This is a genomic window from Devriesea agamarum (assembly GCF_900070355.1).
GTDB classification, from domain to species: Bacteria; Actinomycetota; Actinomycetes; order Actinomycetales; family Dermabacteraceae; genus Devriesea; species Devriesea agamarum.
On the sequence record NZ_LN849456.1, the window covers coordinates 761,366 to 786,846 of the forward strand.

At 58.8% G+C, this 25,481-nt stretch carries 19 protein-coding genes and 1 pseudogene; 1 reads left to right on the forward strand and 19 read right to left on the reverse strand.

Translation table 11 applies throughout. The annotated features are described in order from the left end of the window. Positions 1 to 30 precede the first annotated feature (30 nt). From BN1724_RS03385 to gatC, 10 genes and pseudogenes are all read right to left on the reverse strand, one after another. Entirely contained in the window at positions 31 to 1,062 is a 1,032-nt protein-coding gene (locus tag BN1724_RS03385; RefSeq protein WP_407919312.1) for a 3-isopropylmalate dehydrogenase, read from the reverse strand. Positions 1,063 to 1,152: 90 nt separating this feature from the next. After that, the gene (gene serA / locus BN1724_RS03390; RefSeq protein ID WP_058234239.1) at positions 1,153 to 2,757 is read right to left on the reverse strand and encodes a phosphoglycerate dehydrogenase; all 1,605 of its coding nucleotides are present in this window, start codon (positions 2,755 to 2,757) and stop codon (positions 1,153 to 1,155) included. 55 nt (positions 2,758 to 2,812) lie between these two features. Next, positions 2,813 to 3,841 carry a ketol-acid reductoisomerase gene (gene ilvC / locus BN1724_RS03395; RefSeq protein WP_058234240.1) on the reverse strand — a complete coding sequence of 343 codons (1,029 nt, stop codon included), beginning with the start codon at positions 3,839 to 3,841 and terminating at the stop codon, positions 2,813 to 2,815. A gap of 118 nt (positions 3,842 to 3,959) precedes the next feature. Then, positions 3,960 to 4,475, reverse strand: a complete 516-nt coding sequence (gene ilvN, locus BN1724_RS03400) for an acetolactate synthase small subunit (RefSeq protein ID WP_058234241.1) — start codon at positions 4,473 to 4,475, stop codon at positions 3,960 to 3,962. Positions 4,476 to 4,626: 151 nt separating this feature from the next. Continuing rightward, a complete protein-coding gene (locus tag BN1724_RS03405) occupies positions 4,627 to 6,384 on the reverse strand; it encodes an acetolactate synthase large subunit (protein WP_058234242.1) in 1,758 nt (585 codons plus the stop codon). 281 nt (positions 6,385 to 6,665) lie between these two features. Beyond that, a pseudogene (gene ilvD, locus BN1724_RS03410) lies at positions 6,666 to 8,497 on the reverse strand (dihydroxy-acid dehydratase). Between the two features lie 122 nt (positions 8,498 to 8,619). Beyond that, positions 8,620 to 10,317: an alanine/glycine:cation symporter family protein gene (locus BN1724_RS03415; protein ID WP_084252716.1), complete on the reverse strand. Its 1,698-nt coding sequence runs from the start codon at positions 10,315 to 10,317 to the stop codon at positions 8,620 to 8,622. A gap of 340 nt (positions 10,318 to 10,657) precedes the next feature. Continuing rightward, positions 10,658 to 12,166, reverse strand: coding sequence for an Asp-tRNA(Asn)/Glu-tRNA(Gln) amidotransferase subunit GatB (gene gatB / locus BN1724_RS03420; RefSeq protein ID WP_058234243.1), 1,509 nt, complete (start codon positions 12,164 to 12,166; stop codon positions 10,658 to 10,660). Beyond that, positions 12,163 to 13,701, reverse strand: coding sequence for an Asp-tRNA(Asn)/Glu-tRNA(Gln) amidotransferase subunit GatA (gene gatA / locus BN1724_RS03425; protein ID WP_058234244.1), 1,539 nt, complete (start codon positions 13,699 to 13,701; stop codon positions 12,163 to 12,165). Before gatA ends, gatB begins: the two co-directional genes overlap by 4 nt. Before the next feature lie 2 nt (positions 13,702 to 13,703). After that, positions 13,704 to 14,000 carry an Asp-tRNA(Asn)/Glu-tRNA(Gln) amidotransferase subunit GatC gene (gatC, locus tag BN1724_RS03430; RefSeq protein WP_058235728.1) on the reverse strand — a complete coding sequence of 99 codons (297 nt, stop codon included), beginning with the start codon at positions 13,998 to 14,000 and terminating at the stop codon, positions 13,704 to 13,706. Between the two features lie 48 nt (positions 14,001 to 14,048). On the opposite strand from gatC, the gene BN1724_RS03435 reads away from it, so the two are divergent. Beyond that, the gene (locus BN1724_RS03435) at positions 14,049 to 14,840 is read left to right on the forward strand and encodes a rhomboid-like protein (protein ID WP_058234245.1); all 792 of its coding nucleotides are present in this window, start codon (positions 14,049 to 14,051) and stop codon (positions 14,838 to 14,840) included. On the opposite strand, the gene ligA is transcribed toward BN1724_RS03435, so the two are convergent. The 9 genes from ligA to BN1724_RS03480 form a co-directional block, all read right to left on the reverse strand. Beyond that, positions 14,769 to 17,108: an NAD-dependent DNA ligase LigA gene (ligA, locus tag BN1724_RS03440; protein ID WP_407919295.1), complete on the reverse strand. Its 2,340-nt coding sequence runs from the start codon at positions 17,106 to 17,108 to the stop codon at positions 14,769 to 14,771. The two genes, BN1724_RS03435 and ligA, sit on opposite strands and share 72 nt — an antisense overlap. Before the next feature lie 270 nt (positions 17,109 to 17,378). Beyond that, positions 17,379 to 18,539 (reverse strand): hypothetical protein, encoded by a 1,161-nt coding sequence (locus BN1724_RS03445; protein WP_157085733.1) that lies wholly within the window; start codon positions 18,537 to 18,539, stop codon positions 17,379 to 17,381. Continuing rightward, positions 18,536 to 19,636: a tRNA 2-thiouridine(34) synthase MnmA gene (gene mnmA / locus BN1724_RS03450; protein WP_058234247.1), complete on the reverse strand. Its 1,101-nt coding sequence runs from the start codon at positions 19,634 to 19,636 to the stop codon at positions 18,536 to 18,538. The genes BN1724_RS03445 and mnmA overlap by 4 nt, the downstream gene beginning before the upstream one ends. A gap of 11 nt (positions 19,637 to 19,647) precedes the next feature. After that, on the reverse strand, positions 19,648 to 20,862 hold the full coding sequence (locus BN1724_RS03455; protein ID WP_231928140.1) for a cysteine desulfurase family protein: 1,215 nt from the start codon (positions 20,860 to 20,862) through the stop codon (positions 19,648 to 19,650). A gap of 64 nt (positions 20,863 to 20,926) precedes the next feature. After that, positions 20,927 to 21,802 carry a hypothetical protein gene (locus BN1724_RS03460; protein WP_058234248.1) on the reverse strand — a complete coding sequence of 292 codons (876 nt, stop codon included), beginning with the start codon at positions 21,800 to 21,802 and terminating at the stop codon, positions 20,927 to 20,929. Positions 21,803 to 22,080: 278 nt separating this feature from the next. Continuing rightward, positions 22,081 to 23,112, reverse strand: a complete 1,032-nt coding sequence (locus BN1724_RS03465) for a vWA domain-containing protein (RefSeq protein ID WP_084252717.1) — start codon at positions 23,110 to 23,112, stop codon at positions 22,081 to 22,083. Next, a complete protein-coding gene (locus BN1724_RS03470) occupies positions 23,109 to 24,122 on the reverse strand; it encodes a vWA domain-containing protein (protein WP_172797069.1) in 1,014 nt (337 codons plus the stop codon). Before BN1724_RS03470 ends, BN1724_RS03465 begins: the two co-directional genes overlap by 4 nt. Continuing rightward, positions 24,119 to 24,601 (reverse strand): hypothetical protein, encoded by a 483-nt coding sequence (locus BN1724_RS03475; RefSeq protein WP_058234250.1) that lies wholly within the window; start codon positions 24,599 to 24,601, stop codon positions 24,119 to 24,121. The genes BN1724_RS03470 and BN1724_RS03475 overlap by 4 nt, the downstream gene beginning before the upstream one ends. After that, positions 24,588 to 25,481, reverse strand: a complete 894-nt coding sequence (locus BN1724_RS03480; protein ID WP_058234251.1) for a DUF58 domain-containing protein — start codon at positions 25,479 to 25,481, stop codon at positions 24,588 to 24,590. The genes BN1724_RS03475 and BN1724_RS03480 overlap by 14 nt, the downstream gene beginning before the upstream one ends.

Sequence of the window (25,481 nt, forward strand, 5' to 3'; positions counted from 1 at the left end):
ATGCGGCACCGGCGGTGAGATGGGTTTGTCTCAGTACGAGCGTACTGCGGCGACTAGGGAATCTCCGATGTCCTGGGTCCCTCGCCGTTGCTGTCCACGGGTGGCCACATCCTGGGCTACAGCACGGTGCACGCGTTCGGCGGCGTCATCGTGGCCGAGGTGTTCTAGTAGCATCGCCACCGACAAAACGGTTGCGGTGGGATCAGCTACCCCCGTCCCCGCGATATCTGGGGCGCTGCCGTGGACCGGTTCAAACATGGATGGGAACGTGCGGTCGGGGTTGATATTCCCGGATGCGGCCAGTCCGATCCCACCGGTGACGGCGGCGGCCAGGTCCGTCACGATATCGCCGAATAAATTGTCGGTGACGATGACGTCGAACTTCGCGGGATCGGTGACTAGATAGATGGTGGCGGCGTCGACGTGGGCGTAGTCCACCGTCACCTCGGGATACTCAGCGCCGACCCGTTCTACTGTTCGTCTCCAGAGGTCTCCCGCGTGGACCAGCACATTGTGTTTATGGACGAGGGTAAGGTGGCGGCGGCGTTTCATCGCCTGATCGAACGCAAAACGCACGGTGCGTTCAGCGCCGTGGGCAGTGTTCACGCTCACCTCCGTTGCGATCTCATATTCGGTGCCCTGCCGGAGGACGCCACCGTTGCCTGCGTAGGGTCCTTCGGTGCCTTCTCTGACTACGACAAAATCAATGTCGCCGGCCTTAGCCAGCACTGAGTTCACACCGGGAAACAGGCGAGCTGGGCGCAGGTTGACGTAGTGGTCGAAAGCGAAGCGCAAACGCAGAAGTAGGCCTCGTTCGAGCACCCCGGAGGGCACACTTGGATCGCCCACTGCGCCGAGCAAAATCGCGTCGTGACCCGCGAGAGCTTTAATCTCCTCATCGGTGATGACCTCGCCGGTGGCATGCCAGCGACGTGCGCCGAGGTCGTACGGGGTGGTGCGCACTGCAATGCCACTGGGCTCTAGCGCAGCGCTCAGCACGCGCAGTCCTTGCGGTACCACCTCACGACCGATTCCATCGCCTTCAATAACAGCTAGGTCGATACTGTTCACGTCCGCGTCCTTCTTCCTTACACCTTCGTCTCTGTGCGCTGCGTTGTGCACGATGCGCATGATTAGCGTGATGGTGATTGATTAATAGCTGATGGTGACCGCATAGCAGCGGTTCGCGTTGATCTGGTCCCTGATCTGTTCTGCCAGCTCCGCGGGTACCGGCTGATCGAGATTGAGCACCACTAGGGCATCTCCCCCGCTGGCGCCGTCTCGCGAAACTTGCATTCCCGCGATATTGATATTCGCCTCACCGAGCATCATTCCGTAGCGACCGATCATGCCGGGCCGGTCGGGGTAGGAAATAAACAGCATGTTTTCGGTCAGCGGAACATCCAGGGCGTGTCCGCGCACTTCGACGAGCTTATGCGTTTGCTGCACCCCGGCCAGGGTGGCTCCAACGGTCAGCACATCACCGGATCCAAGGGTTCCTCGGACCGCGATTTCATTGCGGAAGGTCTCCGCCCGCTCATCGGTCACCAGCTCAACCTCAATGCCGCGTTCCCGGGCAAGGACCGGCGCGTTGACATAGGAGACCTGGTCGGTGCTGATGGGGCGGAAGATTCCCCGCAAGGCGGACAGTTTGAGAGCGGTCACGTCCTTAGCGGCAATATCTCCGCGCACAATCACCTGGAGGTGCACAGGGATTTCGTCGGCCAAGGCAATAAATACCTGGCCGAGACGGTCGGCGAGCGCCACACCTGGGCGTACCAGTTCATCAATGGCTCCGCCTGCCACATTGACCGCGTCGGGGACCAGTTCACCGGCCAAGGCGAGCCGCACCGACTGCGCCACCGCTATCCCAGCTTTTTCCTGGGCTTCGACGGTGGATGCGCCCAGATGTGGGGTGAGGGTGAGGCCAGGAAGTTCCAGCAAACGGCGCGAGCTGTCACCGGTGGACGGCGGCTCCGAGGAATAGACATCGAGGGCCGCCCCCGCAATGGCGCCGGACGATAGTGCATCGGCCAGCGCGTCTTCATCGATCAGGCCGCCGCGGGCGGCGTTGACGATGTGCAGTGTGGGTTTTGCTACCGCAAATTGTTCGGCCCCGATCAGACCCACCGTCTCGGGGGTTTTCGGCATGTGGACGGTGACCACGTCGCTCAATCGCATCAGCTCATCCAGATCCACGATCCGCACGCCCTGTTCGGCAGCGCGCGCGGGGGTGACGTAGGGATCGTAGGCAATGAGTTCGACTCCGAAGGGACGCAGTCGGTCAGCAACCAGTTGTCCGATCCGCCCGAATCCGACGATGCCCACGGTTTTCCCGAGCAGTTCGGTTCCGGTGAGTGCTTTGCGTTCCCAGCGACCAGCTTTCACGCTCGCATCGGCCCGGCCAATTCCGCGCAGGGACGTCAGGATGAGAGCGACGGCGAGTTCGGCGGCTGAGACAATATTTGAGGTGGGGGCGTTAATGACCATCACCCCAGCCCGGGTGGCGGCCTCAACATCGATATTGTCGAGGCCGACCCCGGCGCGGGCGACTACTTCTAGGTTGGGAGCTGCGGAAAATACCTCCGCATCGACCCGAGTTGCTGACCGCACCAGCAGCGCATTGGCTTTGGCGACTTCCCGCAGCAAAGCAGATCGGTCGGTGCCATCCACGTGGCGGATCTCCACCTCATCTCCTAGGACGGCGACGGTAGCGGGCGAGAGTTCCTCAGCTAGGAGGATGACGGGCTTGCTCACGGGCTCTCCTCGGAAGGTGATGGGCGATCCGGCAGATCAGATCATGGGGATGGGATCAGCGGGCAGCGGTTCCCTCGGTGTAGTCGTCATCTCCGGCGTTGTTCCAGGAGAACATTTGGCGCAGTTCGCGTCCGACGCTTTCGATGGGGTGTTTTTCTTCGGTGGCGCGAAGCTGCGCAAATTCGGGGGCTCCAGCGTCCTGGTCGGCGATGAAGCGCGCGGCGAAGGTTCCGTCCTGGATGTCTTTGAGTACGGCGGCCATGGCCTTTTTAACGTCGGGGGTAATCACGCGGGGCCCGGAAACATAGTCACCGTATTCCGCGGTATCTGAGATCGACCAGCGCTGTTTCGCGATGCCGCCTTCGATCATGAGATCCACGATGAGTTTGAGCTCGTGCAGAACCTCGAAATAGGCGATCTCCGGCTGGTATCCCGCTTCGGTCAGGGTTTCAAAGCCTGCCTGAACCAGGTGGCTGACACCGCCGCAGAGCACAGCCTGCTCACCGAAGAGGTCAGTTTCTGTTTCCTCGGTGAAGGTGGTTTTAATGCCGCCTGCGCGCAGGCCGCCGATGGCTTTGGCGTAGGACAGTGCCAGCGGCCAGGCCTGGCCGGTAGCGTCCTGTTCCACGGCTACGATCACCGGCACTCCGCGCCCGGCCGCAAATTCCCGTCGGACGACGTGCCCTGGGCCTTTGGGGGCGACCATACAGACATCGACCCCGTCGGGAACGGTGATGTAGCCGAAACGGATGTTGAATCCGTGAGCGAAAAACACTGCGTTACCGGGTTTAAGGTTTTTTTGAATGTCTTCGGCGTACAGGGCGCGCTGGTGCTGGTCGGGCGCGAGGATCATGACGACGTCAGCCCATTCAGAGACCTCAGCCGGGGTGCCGACCGTAAATCCTTGGTCTTCTGCTTTGGCGCGGCTCGCTGATCCTTCTTTAAGTCCGATGCGTACTTCGACTCCGGAGTCTCGCAGGCTCAGCGCGTGCGCGTGTCCCTGTGAGCCGAAGCCGACCACAGCAACTTTCTTGCTCTGGATGACCGAGAGGTCGGCGTCATCGTCATAAAAAATATCAGCCATGGTGATTCTCCTTCGTGGTCGGTGCCGGTGACACCGGGTCAGAACCTCGGCTCAGTAACCGTCACACAATCTTATTTTTTGAGACTTTAAGTCCGCTATTTGGATGGCTCGAGGGCGGTCAGGACCGCACCACCCGGTCTGTAATCGATCGTCCGCCCCGGGCAATCGCCACCGCACCGGATTGCACGATTTCTCGCACTCCAAACGGCGACAGCATGGTTAAAAGTGCTTCCAACTTGTCTGAGACCCCCGTGGCCTCGATAGTCACCGCATCAGGAGCGGCATCAACCACCTTCGCCCGGAACATCTGAACAATTTCGAGCACCGAGGTGCGGCTTGCGTTATCCGCCCGAACTTTCACCAGGAGCAATTCCCGTTGGACCGTCTGCTGCGGTTCCAGCTGAACGATTTTGAGAACGTTCACGAGTTTGTTCAACTGCTTGGTGATCTGCTCCAGAGGCGCTTGGTCAACATCTACCACCACGGTGATGCGAGAGACCTCTGGATCCTCCGTCTCCCCCACCGCCAACGACGCAATGTTGTAACCGCGCCGCGCAAATAGCGCCGAAACCCGGGTGAGAACACCCGGCTTATTTTCCACGAGCACGGACAGTGTGTGCTGGTTAGGCCTCATCTCGTTGTCCTCCACTCATCGCAACCAGCGATCTGTTCGGATAGTCCACCTCGGTTACTCAAAGCCCGGACCGCCATCCCCGACCCGCTCGCGCAGCAGGCGGTGGCCACGTCGAGAATCTTACGATTCGCCGGGCACGCATCTTGGAGGCTCAAATGTCGCGCTCCCATTCCGGAGTCATGCCCTGAGCGATCTGGATCTCGTCATTAGAGACCCCGGATGGAACCATGGGCCACACCATCGCATCTGCACTCACCCGGAAGTCCACCACAACCGGACGATCATTAATCTCCATCGCCCGCTCAATCGTGGCATCCAGATCTTCATCGCGCTCACAGCGAAGACCCGCACAGCCGTAGGCTTCAGCGAGCTTCACGAAGTCGGGAATGGACACCGTTCCATGACCGGTATTCAAATCCGTGTGGGAATACCGCTTGTCGTAAAACAGGTTTTGCCATTGGCGCACCATTCCCAGCGATGAGTTATTGATGATCCCGACCTTAATCGGAATATTGTTTAACGCACAGGTCGCGAGATCTTGATTCGTCATCTGGAAACATCCGTCACCGTCAATCGACCAGACCGTGCGCTCAGGACACCCCACTTTCGCCCCCATCGCCGCCGGCACCGAATATCCCATCGTCCCTAGTCCACCGGAATTGATCCAGCTGTACGGGCGCTCGTATTTGATGAACTGACTCGCCCACATCTGGTGCTGTCCCACGCCTGATACGAAAATCGAGTCTGGCCCAGATATCTCGCCAATGCGGGAAATCACCTTCTGCGGAGCGGTGTGTCCGTCTGCTGTTGTCGTCCAGCCCATCGGGTAGGTATCACGCAGCCTCGACAGTGTTTGCCACCACGCCTCGTAGTCGCGCGGATCCTCTGCCGCGAGCACGGCGCGCAGCTCGGAGGTCATCGACGTGATGACATCCTTTGCATCTCCCACAATCGGAACGTCTGCGTGACGATTCTTGGAAATCTCTGCCGCATCGACGTCTGCGTGCACCACCGTGGCGTGGGGGGCGAAGGAATCGAGTCGGCCCGTGACGCGGTCGTCAAAACGAGTTCCGAGCGCAATGATCAAATCTGCGCGCTGTAACGCTGCTACCGCGGCCACGGTGCCATGCATCCCCGGCATGCCCAGGTGATATGGGTGGGAGTCGGGCAGAGCTCCGCGGGCCATCAAGGTGGTCACAAACGGTGCGCCCGCGAGGTCAACAAGCGCCCTAAGCTGCTCGGTTGCACGTGCTCTGAGCACCCCGCCTCCCACATAAAACACTGGGCGCCGAGCATGTGCGAGCAGGCGCACCGCTTCCCGGATCTGTTTGTGGTGGGGGCGTGGAGCAGGTCGGTATCCGGGAAGATCCAGATCCTCCGGCCATTCAAAGGTGGTGTGCGCCTGTTGCGCGTCCTTCGTGACGTCCACCAAAACCACCCCGGGGCGTCCCGTTGATGCGATGTGGAACGCCTGTTTGACCACGGTGGGAATCTGTGCTGGATCACGCACGAGGAAATTATGTTTGGTGACCGGCATCGTCATCCCAACGATGTCGGCCTCCTGGAAAGCATCGGTGCCAATAAAGGAGGATCCGACCTGACCCGTAATAGCCACCATCGGGATGGAGTCCATCTGCGCGTCGGCAATCGGCGTGATCAGGTTGGTTGCCCCGGGTCCGGAGGTTGCCAAACACACCCCGACCCGACCGGTGGCATGTGCGTAGCCACTAGCTGCGTGTCCCGCTGCTTGTTCATGGCGGACCAGGATATGGCGCAGATGCCTGGCGTCTAAAAGGGGGTCGTAGGTCGGCAGAATTGCACCACCGGGCAGACCGAAGACAACATCGGCACCGGCGTGTTCGAGAGAAAGGATGAGGCTCTCGGCACCGCTGACGTTGTGGGTCGGCATCGGCGTTCTCCTTCGCATACTGGCGGACCCGACTGCTGCCGGGTATGCAAAAGCCCCTCTTCCGGAGATCCGGTGGAGGGGCGCGGTATAACGTCGTCGCAACGACCAGGCGTTAACCGCGCCCGGTAATAACAACGACGAGAAGCTTGTGCATGGTCTTCATCATACGGAGCACAGCACATCACAGTGAAGGTGTCTCACAATACGAACCAGTGTCCGCAAATTGAACACACCGAGGGGCGTCGAGACATCCCGCAGTCACTATGAAGCATCCGGCTCCATCAATCCAGCGGCCTGCGCGTGGCCCCATACGTCGCCGAACGCACCAGCGAGGCATACACCTTCAGCGCTTGGCTCACCGTCCGATCCCGAGCCACCGGTTTCCACGGCAAAGGCCCCTTGGCCGCACGCCGACGCTCCAGTTCCTCCTGCGGCACATTCAACCGCAGCGTTCGCGTATCCACATGTATTTCGATTTCGTCGCCATCTTCAACCAAGCCGATCAGGCCCCCGCCCGCCGCCTCCGGAGAAATGTGACCCACGCTGATCCCGCTAGTTCCACCCGAAAACCGACCGTCGGTGATCAGCGCACACGTGGCACCCAGCCCTCGCCCCTTAAGGAAGGACGTCGGATACAACATCTCCTGCATTCCCGGCCCCCCTTGGGCCCTTCAAACCGGATCACCACCACATCGCCATCGCGCACAGTTTTATCCAAGATTTTCTGCACCGCTTCTTCCTGCGACTCACACACCACCGCTCGGCCGATGAAATGGAACAGATCTTCGCTGATCCCAGCTGTTTTGATGACGCACCCGTCCTCAGCCAGGTTCCCGCGCAACACACACAACCCGCCGTCTTTGGTGTGAGCGTGCGGCACCGCCCTAATAACCCCAGCCTCCGCGTCGAGATCGAGGCTCTCCCACCGATGCGACGTCGAAAACGCCTTGGTGGTGCGCACCCCACCCGGCGCGGCATGGAAAAGCTCCACCGCCTCCGGCGACGGAGAATCCCCGCGAACATCCCAGGCCCGCAACCAACTCGCCAAATCCGGTGAATGCACAGAATGCACCGAGTGATCGAGCAAACCCGCACGATCTAATTCACCGAGAATCGCGGGGATACCCCCAGCTCGGTGAACATCCTCGATATGCGCGGTTCCATTCGGGGCCACCTTCGTTAAGCACGGAACATTGCGCGAAATGCGGTCAATATCCTCAAGGGTGAAATCAATATCCCCTTCGAGCGCAGCCGCCAAAATGTGCAGAACCGTATTGGTTGAGCCACCCATTGCCACATCCAGGCTCATCGCATTGGAAAAAGCAGCCTTATTCGCAATGGACCGCGGCAGCGCCTGATCATCGTCCTGCCCGTAATATCGCTTCGCGAGCTCCACCACGGTGCGACCAGCCCGCAAAAAAAGCTCACGTCGAAAAGCATGGGTGGCCAGTGTCGTCCCGTTCCCCGGAAGTGATAGACCCAAAGCCTCTGTCAAGCAATTCATCGAGTTGGCAGTGAACATGCCCGAACAAGACCCGCAGGTCGGACACGCGCTCGCCTCTAGCTCAGCGAGCTGAGCATCGCTGACCCGCTCATCAGCAGAAACCGAAATAGCATCGACAAGGTCTGTGCGATGCTCAACCACCCCGGTCAGTTCCTTCCCCGATTCCATCGGGCCACCCGAGACGAAAACTACCGGGATATTCAGGCGCATCGCCGCCATCAACATCCCCGGGGTGATCTTGTCGCAGTTAGAAATACACACCAGCGCGTCAGCACAGTGAGCATTAACCATATATTCGACACTGTCGGCAATAATGTCGCGGCTCGGCAGTGAGTACAGCATGCCGCCATGCCCCATCGCAATCCCGTCATCAACCGCAATCGTGTTGAATTCCCGAGCAATTCCGCCAGCCTCACGAACCGCCGAGGCCACCAGATCTCCCATGTCCTTTAAGTGGACATGACCCGGAACGAACTGGGTGTACGAGTTCGCGATCGCGATCATGGGCTTACCAAAATCGGAATCAGTCAAACCTGTTGCGCGCCATAGAGCGCGGGCCCCAGCCATATTCCGACCATGTGTTGACGTGCGAGAGCGCAGATGCGGCATGCCCACATCGTATGCCTCGCTCTGTACAAACACGCAGATCTCCGCCATGCGGACGGCCTGCGGGCCCGCTCTCAACGCGCAAGACCACCCCACGCACTGCCCGCCGCACGGGAACATCGGGGTTAGTTGTCCTTCACGGGGCTTTCTTGAGCCAAGTCCTCGTGAGCCTGCCCCTCTTTGGCACGGCCATCTCTCACTGAGGCCCCATCAGCCACGTCATCGCCAGCCGGAGGCACCGGAAAATCCGGGTCAGCTTCCAATGCGGCTTTTACCTCGTCAACGTGATCAGCGAACTCGCGCTCTTCGCGCTCAGCGGCCCGCACCTGGGCATCGGTCGGCTCATGATCGCCCATCCCGACCGCTAACTCGCTAGGAACCTGCTCGATTGTCCCGACCTCAACCCGTTTACGGTGCCGCAAAATTTCCAATCGCAAGATCTTCGACAGCGCATACAAACCGATCAGGTTGGGGATGGTCATGAGGAAGAACATCGCATCGGAAAAAGCAATCACCGAATCCAATGAAATCGCGGCCCCGACGACCACAGCCACAATCCAGCAGATCTGGAATACCTTCTCGACTACGCGCCCCCGCCCGAAAAGATAGGCCGCCGCAAGCTGCCCGTAATAGGCGTAGGACAGCACCGTCGAAAACGCGAACAGGGCCACCGCCACCGTGAGCACAATCGGAAACCATGACGCGACAGTGCCAAATGCCGCCGACGTCATCGCAATACCGTCGCTACCAGCGCCCCCACCCTGGTACGCACCGGTCACGGTAATCGCGAGCGCGGTGAGCGTGCATACGATAATCGAATCGACCAGCGGCTCCCACATCGCGGTAAATCCCTCGGTGGCCGGGTCTTTCGTCTTCACAGCTGAGTGAGCCATTCCAGCCGTTCCCACACCCGCAGCATTCGAGAACAAAGCCCGTTGAATACCGACCACAGCCACGCCGATAGCGCCCCCTGCCACCCCGTCGGCCGTTAACGCACCCGTGAAGATCGTGACCACCGCATGCGGAAGGTGGCTTATGTTTGCTACCAACACCGCAAGCACACACCCGATGTACACCACAGCCATGAGCGGGGTGATCTTCGAGGTCCACTTGGCGATCGATGTAATACCACCGAGGATCACTACCGCAGCAAACACGGCCATCACCACGCCGATAATCCAGCGGTTATCTATCAAAAATGTGGAACCGGTCTGATCGGCAATGATGGTCGCCGCCTGGTTCCCCTGGAAGAGGTTCCCTGCACCGAATACCCCGACCAAGGTGAACACCGCATACAGCCCAGCCAGCACAGCGCCGGTCCGTTTGCGCCCAATCTCAGCAAGACCGTTCTTCAGGTAGTACATAGGACCACCAGCGGTGCGACCGTCCTCGTCAACTTCCCGGTATTTCACCCCGAGAGTCGCTTCAGCCATCTTCATACTCATCGCAAAGAACCCGAAGATGATGATCCATAAAGCAGCACCGGGACCTCCGACCGAGATCGCGACCGCCACACCGGCAATATTGCCCAGCCCCACTGTTCCCGATAACTCGGTAGCCAGCGCCTGAAACGAGCTCACCTCACCGGGATCTGTTTTCCGTGTAAAACGCCCCCGGATCACGTGCAGCGAATGAATCAACCCTGTGATCGGCTGAAATCGCAGCCACACCGTGAGGAAGATGGCGCCGATCATGAGCCAGACGACAATCAGCGGAATCTCGACGCCGCCAATCTTCGGCGCGAAGAACACGATATTGGATAGCACCGTTGCCACTGGGCCGAAGACGTTCTCTATGATCTGGTCGATGGATCCTGTAGGCACAGGAAACTCCTGAATGTTCGAGGTAGAAATAGGCCAAATTCGACCTTACTCGTCTTGGCCTCGATTGCAAGCATGTGACCAGCGATGATGTATTTGCCACTGTTCATCATGGGTCCGGTTTCACGGCCCAAAGCCGACCGAAAGCCACCGCTAAAGACCTGGTCAGCAGGCTGCCATAGCAAGATCAAGGGCTCTCATCAAATAACAGGGGCTGCCAGGGGTTATCGTGCCGAGCTGTGCGCACAGAAAAGACGGCTGGCACCTCACCTGGCACCAGCCGTCTTCCACACACATCACCTCAGCACTGTGTGCAGCACACCCGTGGACCTAGCGCTGCGGGTTAGCCCTGAATGCCGAGCCGGTCCAGGATGATTTCCCGAACGCGTCCGCCATCAGCCTGACCGCGAGTGGCCTTCATAATCGGGCCAATTAGCGCCCCGACCGCCTGCATCTTTCCACCGCGGATATTCTCGACCACCGCCGGGTTAGCGGCAATCGCCTCGTCAACCGCACTGATCAGCACCGAATCATCAGAGATGACCGCGAGACCTTCGCGATCAACGATCACCACCGGATCCTCGCCCTCGGTCAACACCATGCCGAGGACCTTTTTCGCGATTTTGTCGTTGATCTTCTTCTCGTCGATCAACCCCTGCAACTGTGCGATCTGGCTCGGAACAATCGGAAGCGCATCCAGGTCGCGATCCGTTTCCTTCGCGGTGCGGGCCAGTTCGCCCATCCACCACTTACGGGCCGCCTGCGGGGCACAGCCCGCCGACACCGTCTGTTCAATCAAATCGAGTGCTCCGGCGTTAATCACATCGCGCATTTCAAGGTCACTAAAACCCCACTCACGAAGCAGCCGACGCCGCCGATCCGCAGGTAGCTCGGGTAGAGCTGCACGGATCTGCTCAACCCATTCCCGACTCGGTGCCACCGGCACCAAATCGGGCTCCGGGAAATAACGGTAATCCTCGGCATCCGACTTCACACGGCCAGAAGAGGTGGATCCCGTGTCTTCGTGGAAATGCCGGGTTTCCTGAATAACCGTCTCCCCGGCATCGAGAATCCCCGCTTGCCGGGAAATCTCAAACCGGACGGTGCGCTCAATCGAGCGGAACGAGTTCACATTCTTGGTTTCCGTGCGCGTGCCCAAAGGTGCCTCAGGCGACGGACGCAAAGACACGTTCACATCGGCGCGAACATTGCCTCGTTCCATACGCGCTTCGGACACATCCAGCGCCCGGAAAATATCCCGCAAGGTGCGCACATACGCGGCGGCAACTTCGGGAGCACGCGCGCCGACCCCGGTAATGGGGCGCGTCACAATCTCAACCAGGGGAACCCCGGCACGGTTGTAGTCCACGAGCGAATGAGTAGCGCCTTGGATGCGTCCGGTCGCGCCACCGATATGGGTGTTCTTACCAGCGTCTTCTTCCATGTGGGCGCGTTCGATCTCCACCCGGACGATTTCGCCGTCACTCAGTTCAACATCCACGTAACCGTCAAAGGCAATGGGCTCGTCATACTGAGAAGTTTGGAAATTCTTCGTCAGATCCGGGTAAAAATACTGCTTGCGCGCGAAACGGCAGGTCTCAGCGATCTGACAGTTCAAGGCCAAGCCAATCCGGATCGCATACTCCACTGCGGCCCGGTTGACCACCGGAAGAGTTCCAGGAAGGCCAAGCGAGACCGGAGTGATCGCCGTGTTCGGCTCCGCAGCGAATATATTCGGAGCGCCATCGAACATTTTGGTTGCTGTACCGAGCTCAACATGCACTTCAATTCCGAGCACCGGGTCATAGCGCGTGGTGGCATCGTCGTAATCGACCAGAGTCGTCGTGTTCATTTCGCGTCTCCTGCGGGGGTAACGTCCGTCGCGGTCGGGATGGCAGGGGCCTGAGACAGCAGCGGGCCACCCCATGTATCCTCCAGCAATGCCTCCAGCGCACCGCCCACGCTGTATAGACGCTCATCGGCCATAGCCGGGGCGAGGAACTGGATTCCGACCGGGAGACCGTCAGAGGCCAGCCCCGAGGGCAAAGACAGCCCCGGCACCCCGGCGAGGTTCGCGGGGATTGTGGCAATGTCATTCATATACATAGCCAGCGGGTCCGACAGTTTTTCTCCGAGCTTGAAAGCGGTGGTAGGCGCTGTGGGCGATGCCAGGACATCGACATTCTCAAATGCCGACGCAAAATCACGCTGAATCAAAGTGCGTACCTTCTGGGCGCTGCCGTAATACGCGTCGTAATAACCCGCAGACAGCGCATAGGTGCCCAGCAAGATACGGCGCTTAACCTCAGCCCCGAATCCTGCCCCGCGCGTGGCGGCCATAACTCGCTCAGCGATCGGGTGATCCTCCGGAACGACGCGCAAGCCGTAACGCATGCCGTCAAACTTTGCGAGATTGCTCGATGCTTCCGACGGCATGATCAGGTAGTAGGCGCCCAGCGCGTACTTAAAGTGTGGGCAGGACACCCGGGTGATCTGCGCACCCGCGTCTTCAAGCATGGCGATTGCTTCGCTAAACCGGGTTTGAACGTCGGGCTGGAAACCTTCGCCCTCCATATCCTCGATCACCCCGATCCGCAGACCCTTCACATCACGGCGCTGGGCAGCCTCAGTAAAGGACGCCCAGGGGGAGGAAATCGAGGTCGAATCCAAGGGGTCGTGGCCGCCGATGAGATCGTGCAGGGCAGCAGCGTCGGCGACCGTACGGGTGCAGGGACCTGCCTGATCCAAGGACGAAGCCATAGCGATCAACCCGTAACGGGACACCCCGCCGTAGGTAGGCTTCACGCCCACCGTTCCGGTGACCGCAGCGGGCTGCCGGATAGAGCCTCCGGTATCTGTTCCAATCGCCAGCGGAGCCAAGAAACCCGCGACAGCCGCAGACGAACCGCCGCCGGAACCTCCCGGGATGCGTTCGATATCCCACGGATTTCGGGTCGGGCCATAGGCGCTGGTCTCCGTGGAGGAACCCATGGCAAATTCATCCATATTGGTTTTGCCGAGAATGGGTAGCTTCGCCTGCCGGATCTTGGTGACCAAGGTGGCGTCATACGGCGGCATCCAGCCTTCGAGGATCTTTGACCCCGCGGTAGTGGGCATACCTTTGGTCACCACCACGTCCTTAATGGCGATGGGCACCCCCGCAAGCGGCGCGAGATCTTCCCCCGCACTGCGACGAGCATCCACATCCTTTGCGGTGGCCCGAGCATCATCGGCGTTGACGTGGAGAAACGCATTCAATGTACCGTCAAGGGCGGCAATGCGCTCCAAGTGTGCATCGGTAACCTCCAACGCACTGACCTCGCCGGCACGCAGTGCCTGCGCCGTGTCACACGCGCTGAGACGGGTGAGTTCCTGTGATGCAGCCATGTCTACTCCTCCCCCAAGATCTGCGGTACGGCAAAGCGTCCGTCAACCACTTCAGGTGCCCCGGACAGGGCCTCCTCCTGAGTCAAGGTTTGGGTCACGACGTCTTCACGCATCACATTGGTCAGCGGAATTGGGTGGCTAGTGGCGGGAACGTCGGCGGTGGCAACCTCAGACACAGACGCAACAGCATTCATGATGGCGTCAAACTCACCCGCGTAGCGGGCAATCTCGTCATCAGTGAGCTGAATCCGTGCCAGGTCTGCCAAACGCGCGACGGCGTCTCGATCAATCGCAGGCATGGGAACCATTCTAGGGGCCCACATAGCTGGCCGTGCCATGATGAGCCCGTGCACCATCTCGCCACCGCCACGATCATCCTCGGGCTATTGATCGCGGTATCACTCTCGTACGGCTGGGCTTTGACCGCTCCCTTGGCGCGCGCATGGCAACGCCACGGAGGCTTTGTGAGGTGGTATGTCACCAGCGCACCGGTGACCTTCGTCTACCTTCTGATCCTCGCCATCACCACCTGGGTGCTGCTGGGAATGCCCCATGAGATCCGACGGCTTTACATCACGGCCCAGTCCACCAATCTCCAGCACCTCACCTCCGACCCGATCCGAGTGCTGATCCGCAGCGCATTCTTCGTGTCGAAATCAGAACTCTTAGCTTGGATCGCCCTGTTTGCGCTGGTGCTCGCCCCGGCTGAACGTTGGCTCGGCAGCGGGCGCGTGATTGTCGCTTTTGCGGTGGGGCATGTCGGCGCGACCGCCCTGACCGCCCTCGATATCTGGGTTCGGATCAAATGGCTCAACGCTCCGGTCACACTATGGACTGTTCAAGACACCGGCGTGAGCTACGGATTCGCATGCTTAGCCGGCCTGATGCTGTTCCGTCTGCGCGGGCGAAGCCGTTTAATCTGGGGCGCAATTCTGGCCGCGGTGGTCATCTACGGGCTGTGGCCTGGGTCGACCTTTACCGACCTTGGACACGCCTGCGCCATTATTATCGGCCTGTGTCTGATGCCGGTGACGCTTCCAGCCTCAGTGAAAGCTCGAATGAGCCCGTCAGGAAGTTTGCGCTCCCTCTGGCGACGCAGCGGCGCCGACGGACCTCACCGCCTCGGGGCCGCCCGCTAAAAGGGCCACAAAATTCTCCTCATCCAAAATGCGAAGCCCAAGCTCCCGGGCTTTAGTTTCCTTAGAGCCGGCGTTTTCTCCAACCACCACAAAGTCGGTTTTTTTCGATACCGAACCTGAGGCTTTCCCGCCGCGCACAATGATCGCTTCTTTGGCGCTGTCGCGGGTGAGACCATCGAGACCGCCGGTCACCACAATGGTCAGCCCCTCAAGGGTTCGATCTACCGCATCATCCTGCTCATCGGCCATGCGCACCCCGGCGGAACGCCACGCCTTCACCAGGTCAAGGTGCCAATCTTCGGTAAACCAGTCGCGAATAGACTCGGCGATCACACCGCCCACACCATCGGTCTCCGCAAGATCCTCGACCGGGGCCTTTTGGATCGCGTCGAGACTGCGGTACTTTGTGGCGAGCGCACGCGCCGCCGTGGGACCAACATGACGGATCGATAGAGCCACAATCACCCGCCATAGCGGCTGCGACTTCGCTTTTTCTAACTCCTGAAGCAGCTTCTTCGTATTTGCCCTGGGTTTCGACGGAGTTTTTGCGGTGCTCTTCGTCCAAAAATACGGCTCTCGGGCAGGTGCTTGCGCAATGCCCTGCTTCTTGCGTTCTCGCCACACTTCAACACCCGCCAGATCCTCGGCGGTCAGATCAAATAGCCGCGCCTCCCCGCGCAGCACCGGCTGGGCAGGCGGGAACTGATCAGCATCCGCATCCGCAGGCCGGCCCCGGTCGGGGTCGGTCAGCGCAATGGCCGCTTCCCAGCCAAGCGCCTCGATGTCGAATGCTCCGCGTCCGGCCAAAGCGAACACGCGTTCAACAATCTGCGCCGGACACAACCTCGCATTGGGGCACCGCCAGTCTTTGTCCCCGGCCCGGCTGGGACCGATCACACTGCCGCACGACGGGCACCGCGTAGGCATCACAAAGGGCCGTTCAGTGCCATCCCGTAACGCGGTTACCGGCCCCAAAACCTCGGGAATCACATCTCCCGCTTTGCGCAAGATCACGGTGTCACCGATTAAGACCCCTTTGCGCTGCACTTCAAACTGATTGTGCAAAGTGGCCCGTTCCACGGTAGAACCCGCCACCGTCACCGGTTCCATCACCGCAAACGGCGTCACCCTGCCGGTGCGCCCTACATCAACTTGAATATCCACCAGCTTGGTCGTGACCTCTTCGGGGGGATATTTGTAGGCAATGGCCCAGCGCGGCGCCCGTGAGGTGGAGCCCAGGACTCGCTGCTGAGCAAAGGAATCAACTTTGACCACAATGCCGTCAATTTCGTGTTCCACATCGTGACGGTGTTCGCCACTATCGGCGATAAAGGCCAGGACCTCATCCAATGCGCTGAGCACCCGAGTATGTGGCGACGTCGGCAGCCCCCAGGCCGCTAACTGTTCATACACTTCGGATTGACTCGCCAAAGCAACCCCGTCGTGCATCCCCACCCCGTGCACGTACGCGGCGAGCGCGCGCGAAGCGGTCACCGCCGGGTTTTTTTGGCGAAGCGATCCGGCAGCGGTGTTTCGCGGATTCGCAAAGGGCGGCTTTCCTGCTTCGCGCTGACGTTCATTGAGCTCCTCGAACGCGGCCACGGGGAAAAACACCTCTCCGCGCACTTCCAGAATGTCCGGAGGATTGTCGGTCTCGAGCTGGTGCGGAATGGTGGCGATCGTGCGGACGTTGGCGGTCACGTCCTCCCCCACGCGTCCATCACCACGGGTAGCGGCCCGAATGAGATGGCCTTTTTCATAGACAAGATCGACCGCGAGACCGTCAATCTTCAATTCCGTGAGGTAGCGGACCTCTTCACCGACCTGGTTTTCAACCCGCTCTGCCCAGGCCTGAACATCCTGCTCCGAAAACGCATTATCTAAGCTCAGCATCCGTTCCAGGTGCGTCACCGGAGCGAAGGCTTCCGATACGCTGCCGCCGACGGTTTTGGTCGGAGAGTCCTCGCGGGCAAGCTCCGGGTGCGCCGCTTCCAATTCGCGCAGCTCTCGTTCAAGCGCATCGTATTCGGCGTCGGCGAGTGTGGGCGCGTCGTGTTCGTAGTACTCGATGCGGGCCTGCTCGATCTGAGCTATCAGTTCGGCAATGCGCTCTTGAGCGTGTCGACCATGGCGTGGATCCCCAGTGCGTGAGGGTGTACCTGGATCAGTTCCGCCAGCTTCCTCAGAAACACTAGCCGAATCAGGGTTGCCTGCTGCATCCGATGAATCCGACGACACGATGTCATGGGCACGGGGCGTTTTACTCACCGCTCCATTGTGCACGGGTCACCAAGGTGATGGACATTTGGCAAGACCGCGACGAGACTCACCCCACCGTTCAGCTGAGCGTGCTGAGCACCAACGGGCTGAGCTGCATAGGTACCGATCGCCGACCCTAAGCGGCGACAATTTCCCCATATAGCAATGATTGCTCTATATAGGGGCCATTACGCCACTTAATAACGATTACCCGTACGGGCCGATTGCTCTATTTCGGGAGGATTATCGTCCGAACCAGATTCAGCCCGTTACCGCCTTTTAAGGGGCGACTCGCTCCGCCCAGGCAGGTGCCGTTCTGAGTAAGCGCTCCACGTCCTGTTCTCTCAGCAAACGCCGGGAAACTAGAGGCATCGCCGGATCTGGCATCGTCTGTATGGTCGCGGGTACGTCAGCACAAGAGCCACGGGATGAGACCTGGCTCCCGCGCCGGTGAGCGACCAAGGTGAAACCTCCGCATTCACGGGCGGAATACCCCAGTTCGCGCCAGGTCATAAAGAGGCTGTCTAAGTCACGTTCAAGACAGCGGGGATCGACTAAAAACCATAGGTCAATGCCCCGACCACGTAGCTCCGCCAACATTTCCCAGGTCGCTCGGCCCGGCTGGGACGCTAAGGATCCGCACCGCACCGGGTCAACCGCAACCGCGGATAGACCGGCGTCAATAGCCGCGCGCACAGAATCAGCATCTTCGCAGCCAGCGAGAACCACGTCAGCCGCTGAGCTCGCTCGGATCTCGGTGAGCACCTGGGCCCACAGCTGGCCTGCATCCGGCGCGGGGAGCGGCGGATACATTCGGTACCCAGATGCGGTCGGGATCTGCCCGCATCGAACCCGAGTTAAACCGTCCTCCCACAAGAAAATGGTCGGACGTAGCCCCGGTACTCGCAGCTGAAGGTCTGAGCAATGGCCTGCCACGCCGTCCGCTAAGAGGTACGGAAGGTCTCGCAGAGCCCCACAGTCAGACAGCGTTCGTTCACCGGAGGCGAGATAAGTGCTTGCTCCCAGGGCTACCGGGCCCAAGGCCATCACGCTCGCTCGTCCTTCGTACCCGAACCAGGCGATCTGAGCGGCGTCAAGGAGCTCCGTCCGGGCGGCTCGCGCACGTTCCCAATCTCGACCCTGGCCAGTTCCGATGCGCCATCCGTAGGAGGTGAGGTCACCGGTGGTTCCCAACAGGGCCAGGGTCGCCACCAGCGGACTGTCGGTGGGAAGGAACGGAATGGCACCAATTTGCGACTCCGGATCGGATCCGAGTAAGGCCCTCACCCGCGTCAGGCTCGCTCCTACGCCCGACAGCATGCCGTCATCCTTAGTCCCGCTGCCACAGGTCAACCAGGTGCCATCCCCGGTTACTGTCACCAGCCGTGGTGGCTCCGGAGTAGGGCCACCGGCTGCGGGTCCGAGCTGGTTACCAGTCATGAGCGGCTCTCCCGTCCGCAAATGGTGCCGCAAGCTAGCACCCGATCACCGACGTCATCGACGCCGTAGAGAACCAAGGTTTGACCAGCGGCGACTGCCCGTAGCGGAGTGTCAAGATCCACGGTGAGCTGGTGGGTATCGCAGCGGGATACCCGCGCGGGAACCGTGCTGCCATGGGCCCGGATTTGCACGGTGACGTGCTGACCCTCGTGAAGCGGTTCAAATAAGATCGGCGCCTCCGCGGTGATCTGGCGGGTGCTGAGCAATTCTGATGGCCCGACGATAATCTGACGGGTTTCCGGTCGAATATCCAGGACATACCTCGGACGACCATCCTGAGCTGGACGGTTTAACCCCAGGCCTTTGCGCTGGCCCACCGTGAACTCGTGGGTACCTCGGTGTTCTCCGAGCAGCCCGCCATCGGCATCGAGAATCTCACCGGGCTGTTCACCAAGACGCGAGCGAAGGAAACCTTGGGTGTCGCCATCCGGGATAAAGCAAATGTCATAGCTGTCGGGCTTGGTGGACACACCGAGTTTCCGGGCCCTCGCTTCGTCACGCACCGCTTGCTTATCCGGGGCATCTCCGAGCGGGAAGAGCGCATGAGCTAGGGCATCCGGTCCCATCACTGCAAGCACATAGGACTGGTCTTTGGGCAGGTTTTTCGCGCGGTGCAGCGACGGACGACCATCGGGTCCCCGGGTATCGAGGTGGGCATAATGACCTGTTGCCACAGCGTCAAATCCGAGGATCTGAGCTCGTTCGAGCAGTGATGCGAATTTGATCCGTTCATTGCAGCGTACGCAGGGGTTGGGAGTCCGGCCAGCCTGATATTCGGAGAGGAAGTCGGTGATCACGGTCTGTTCAAAGTCCTCGGATAGATCCCAGACGTGAAAAGGAATGCCGATCCGGTCGCAAGCGCGCCGTGCATCCGCGGCGTCTTCTACTGTGCAGCATCCGCGCGAACCAGTTCGACGTTCATCGCGGGTGCGGGATAAAGCCATATGGACACCGACCACGTCGTGCCCTAACTCAACCGCCCGCGCTGCGGCCACCGCGGAGTCCACTCCGCCACTCATCGCTGCCAATACCTTCACGGCGAGTCAGTCTAGCCTCGGGCACCGACCCGCCGAGCTGCCGCGAGCGCGCTGGGAAGTTCCTTAAGGAACGCATCTACATCCGACATCGTGCTCGACCACCCCAGTGAAATCCTCAGAGCTCCCGCTATGTGGTCAGCGGGAAGGCCCATTGCTTCGAGCACCCGGCTGGGCTGGGATACCCCGGCCCTGCACGCCGACCCGACACTCGCGTCAATACCGGCATGATCCAGCACAAATAATAGGGTGTCGCGATTAACCCCGGGGAAGGTGGCGTGCACTATGTGGGGGCTGCGCGGGGCCCCCTGTGCTGTCACCATCGCCGTGGGGTCAATGTGCTGGATTCCTCGCTGAATATGCGCAGCCAACACAGGGTATTGATGCCGCCCCGGATCATCCACACAGTCGCGCACGGCTGTTGCCAGTGCCGCCGCCCCAGCGACATCGAGCGTTCCCGAACGCACATTCCGTTGCTGTCCGCCGCCGGTGGATACCGTGCGCAATGGGCATGTAGATGGCGCGATCAGCAGTCCGGAGCCTACGGGGGCACCAATTTTGTGTCCGCTCAAGCTGACCGCATCGAACTGGTCGAGCCGGAGAGGAATATGCCCTAAAGCCTGGACTGCATCCGTATGAAAGAGTGCTCCGTGGCGGCGTGCAACAGCTGCGAGTTCATCGATTGGCTGGATTACCCCGGTCTCGTTGTTGACCGCGTGGATGCTCACGAGCTCAGCTGGTTGCTGATGGAGCATCTGGTCGAGCTCTGCTGGGCTGCACAGTCCGTTGTTATCGACGGGAAGCACACGCAGACGCGTGGCCGTATCGGTCTCAGTTCCTGCGAGGTCACGCGCCGTTTCCAACACGGCCGGATGTTCGGTGGCTGAGACCACTAGGCGCGCCGCATTGCTGTTGGAGTTGTTGTTGAAGTTGCGGGTAGCGATACCGCGAAGCGCAATATTGTCTGCTTCGGTGCCACCCGAGGTCAGAATCACCCAGGATGCGGGGACATCTAGTGCCTGCGCAATGTCGTCCACCGCATCATCGAAAATCCTTCGCGCTGCCCGTCCGCTGGTGTGGGTCGCTGATGCGTTGCCGACTACGTCAAGGGCTGTCAGCAGCGCTTCGCGGGCTGATGGTCGCAGAATTGAGGTGGCGGCGTGGTCGAGGTAGACCCGCCTGTTTGTTGACCTGGCGCAATCCGGCTTTTTCCCGATCGGTATGGTCACCTGCTGCCTCCTTCTTTCTCTGCCCCGCCCTCAGCTGCACGTCGCGGTTTTGGCACCCGAAGAATCACCAGGGCTTATCTTGCCGATTTGAATCTCCGCTGTCACTTCGTTCGCCGCGCCCTCGATTTGCTTGCCGGTTACGTTCGTCGAGCCTATCTCGCTGTTCCTTGCTTTCACTAGGCCCTGGGGTCGGCGCTATACCAGGTTTACCGGTGCCGTTAGGGTCATTTTTCCTCGGCGTATGATTCGGATCTTCTAGCGGTTTAATTCTCCCATTTTCTTGATTATTTTCATTCGATCCTGAATCTTCTTGAGATTTTTTCTTGTCAGCTTCAGATTGTTTATTGTCTTCAGATTTTTCCCTATCCTTGGGCTGCTCCTTATTATTCGGATCGTCTTTAGGATTCTCAGGGGTTTTGCCCGCCTGCCGATCAGCTTGTTCTTTCTTGTCGCGCAGCCGACCAGCAGTGCCACTCGATTTACTCTTATCGTCAGAGTTATCGCGACCGCCACCGGATTCGCAGTGTGCAAGCGCAGCTTGCGCCTCTTTCAGCCGCGCGGCTCTGGCCGCAGGATCTTGCACAATATCGGCTTGGCGTTCAATAGAAATGGCGAGATTGGTACGAATTTTACATTCAGCATAATGAGGTTTGTTAAGGTCCCAGCCGCCATTCCAGGTAGATAGCGCGGTCCGCAGCAATTGCTCCGCCTCGACGTTTTTACCTTCAGCGAGGGCGGCTGTGCCCTTATTAAAGTAAATTAGGTATGGTTCAAACCAATTTGCCGGCTCCAACAGGTCGAGCCGATGCGCGGCATCACTATAGTTTCCGTTGTAGTATGCGAACGACGAATACGCTTCAACTATCGGCATTGTGAGGAACTTTGCCGATAGGCCGAACATGCCTAGCAGCGGAACTGCCAGAATGCCAAAAAATCTCATTCTTCTGCGACGCAGTTTAGAACGGTCTATTCCTCGGCGCCTGAGTCTGGCGACTGCACGTCGATGGCGAAGTATTTCGCGAAGATTGGCAATGTCACCAGACATCGTGGAGGTGATACCAGCGCGACGCACTCGGCGTCGTGCACGTCGGGGCCTTTTGGCCTCATGAGAGCGCACCGGCTTGGTCTCGTGTGAGCGCACCAGCGCGTCATCTAGATCCAAGGTATCTGCCGCGGAATGCTCTTGCAGGAGGCGCAACCTGTGCGTGGACATACTCATCAGGCACCTCCCCCGCGCGGCGGATCACCCTGAGATGTGGTCGAACGCTTCCTCATGGACTTCAGGGTATAAATCGGAAGCCGGTAGGTGAGGACCCCGATCTCCCAAATGATCAAACCTGACGCAATGACCGCGGCCATCCAATACCACTCGAAATATATTGGAAGGATGGTTGGATCTGGAGCAAGAATCTCATTAAACTTCACACCGTTGAGATTATCTTTCAAATCACCCCCGGGAGCCACCCGGTGATAATAGCGAACACCCAATTCCGTCGATACATTTTCAAGTTGTCGCGAATTCAAACGTGACAGCGCATCCGAACCGTCACTGTCACGAATATATTTTCCATCCTCTTGAAAACCGCTGGCTTTCATACGACCACCCTGAGCAGTCCCATATCCGAGCACGGCTCCGCCGGATATAAATTTTTTATCCGTCACAAACGAATTCGATGCCCGGCCGTCTGTGTTTTCGCCATCCGTGAACACGTACACCAGTATTTTTGACGAAGGATCCTCCTCGTGTGCGGATGCAATTGCCGACTTCAACAGTGGGATAGGGCGGTCAATGTTGGACCCTTTGGAGTACCTTGTAGGTTCCGTCGACATGGTACTAATCCAGGTATCAACTGCCTCGGCATCAGTGGTGAGCGGGAGCTGTTGGGTCGCTGACGAATCAAAACCAATAATGCTGTATCGAGAACCTTGAGTCATCGCCATAATGGTGCGCATATCCACCTTGACGCCTTCTAATCTTGGCTTAGATCCATCCCAGTCTTCGGCGACCATAGATCCTGTGAGGTCAACAATGAAAAAGACATTAGCGTCCAGTCTCTTATGCTGTTCATAATTTAGTTGACTTACTGGCCTGAGCCCCACGGCCAGCAGGGCGAGCACAAGGAATAGGCGTCGCATCCAGTCAACCCGAAACCCGCGCCGCGACCCAATAAACGATAGGCAAACCAGTATCATGAATCCGAAAATTGGAATGATTGCCTCTAGCGGCAGCAGTGGCAGAAAAGTAGTCATGAGTGGGTCTTTCCAGCAATGATGAGCAGCATCGCAACTGCCAGAACCGCGGCGATCCACGGCCACAGCGGCTGATCTATCGGACGAAGTTGCGGGTTCGCCCCACCCGCACTAGCCTGCGTTTTCTCAACTTTTTCCAGAAACTTAGGCACCGCGTCCGGGTTGCTCGAGGAGTAAAAATCTCCACCGCGCCGCAGCGTAACGGTTCGCAACTCTCCTGCGCACGTAGCACCACACTGGTTAGGGCCAGGATAAAACGAGAACAGCGTAATATTTCTATTTCCTACAAAGTCGGCAGCTTGATCTAAATTATAGATAGACTTTCCATTGACCTCATTATCAGTCACAAGTATTATTGATCGACTACGTTTTTTATCCGTATGATCAAAAAGAGTTGCGCACGTTGCCAGTCCATCGGGAACAATCGAAGCCTGATTTGGAACCCCTTGCGTCCCATTTACAAATTCCGCATATCTGCGAACTTTCTGGGGACTATATATAACCCTGCCTTTGCGATAGGCACCCTCATCAAAATCAATTGCCGAGGCGCCAGCACTTAATTCTCTTTTCGCTAGCTTATAATCGGTCGTCAAAGGGAAGATAATACGGGAGGTCGAGTTAAAAATCGATAGGGCGATCCGTTCACCATGAAAATCCTCGACCATACTGGAAAACGCCTTCAGCGTCTCACTGTCATAACCGGACATGGAACCCGACACATCGAGACATATTACAATGTCTCGGTGTGGAAAAGTATCCGAACTAATATGCTCGGTCGCTAGCCGTCCCGCAAGCAGAGAAATACTCAACACAGCAATTCCGGCAACAATAACCCGGATCATCCCCAAAGCCCTGGCCCCCATCCTGGCCACCCGATAAGAACTAAGCTCTTCAAGGAACTCGGTGTTTGCCACCACAATGGACGGGGTTGGATGAATTATTCTGCTTATATACGCTAAGACCCATATTGCGAGCGCAACCACAATAATCGTGATGGTGACGTTCATCATTGCCAAGACCATTGACGAATCACCTCTCTCACGCGACGTAACGAATTAGCTAGTTCCACGTCACTGTCGATAGCAAATCCGGGTTCGTAGAGACTTTCCATCACTGCACAGATATCTTTCATCCGCGCATCCTGTTTAATATCTTCAAGTTCTTTAACGTTCGTATTTTTGCCGCTGGTAAGCGTGACGAATCGTCGGAGCATCGCTATGAGCTCATAATGGGCCTGATCCGCCGCAAGCTCTTGACGATAGTGACGCACCCCAATATCGTTGGTCGCTCTTAAAAACTCAGCGATCAGCGCTTCATATTCATTGGGGGCGGCGTGATACACGTGTGCCTCAGCGATCATCCGCGTCCGCCACAGGACCAAAAAGACGATGAACGAGGCAATCATTCCAATCGCTAACCCCAGTATGATCCAGACCGGTGAATACTGAGCAGGCCCCACAATCTGGGAGATATTCTCAGCGTCTCCCACGGCGTCCCCTTCGACCGAGTATTTTGATGATCGCGGGCACAACGTCCGACTCCCCCGAAACCAACACGTCGTCAATCCCTAATCGAACGAGCATCCCGTCGATCTGCTGCCGGCGCCGCTTTTTCCACTTTCGGACTTCGTTCTGCACCGTCAGAGAGGAGCGCGCAAACGATGGGATATGACGTGGCAAATCAATATCCGTGACCTGACGGCGCATCGATTTAGGTTGCAAGGGATCAGCGTCGCGAACCCTAATGGTGAGCACATCGTGTCTAAATCTGAGCTTCCGTAACCGGTCATAGTCAGAAGGATGAGGATGCGCATCGTCCGTGAGAAGCACCAAAAGACTTGGTTGAGAGATGCAATAGCGGGCTTGGTCGAGGAGCCATGCGATATCTGCAGGCGGGGAACTCCACGTTGTGCTCCGCTGCACTGTTTGCAGCACCCGTTCCAGATGAGCTGTCGCCGAGCGAGCTGGCAGTGTCACCGGCGCACCGCGGTGACCAGCCACAAGGCCCACCAAATCCCCATGCCGCGAGGCCGCATAGCATATGAGGCCGGCTGCGGTCAGCATCGCATTCGATTTGACAGTGCCATCAGCCGCGGTCGCTGACATACCACTGGAGGTATCAACTAGCAGGCAGATGTGCCTGACCCGTTGCTCGGTAAACTGCCGAATCAGCGGTTCATTCGAGCGAGCGGTGGCTTTCCAGTCGATGTCGGAAATTCGATCGCCTTGCTGATACGTACGCAGGTCATCGAAATCCTCACCGCTCCCCTTAAACAGAGACCGCCCTCGGCCCTGGATGATTCCTCGGGCGCGATAGGACGTGTGGAAATCAATTTTGGCTCGTACCCGGGTCAGCAGAGAAGTCGCCAT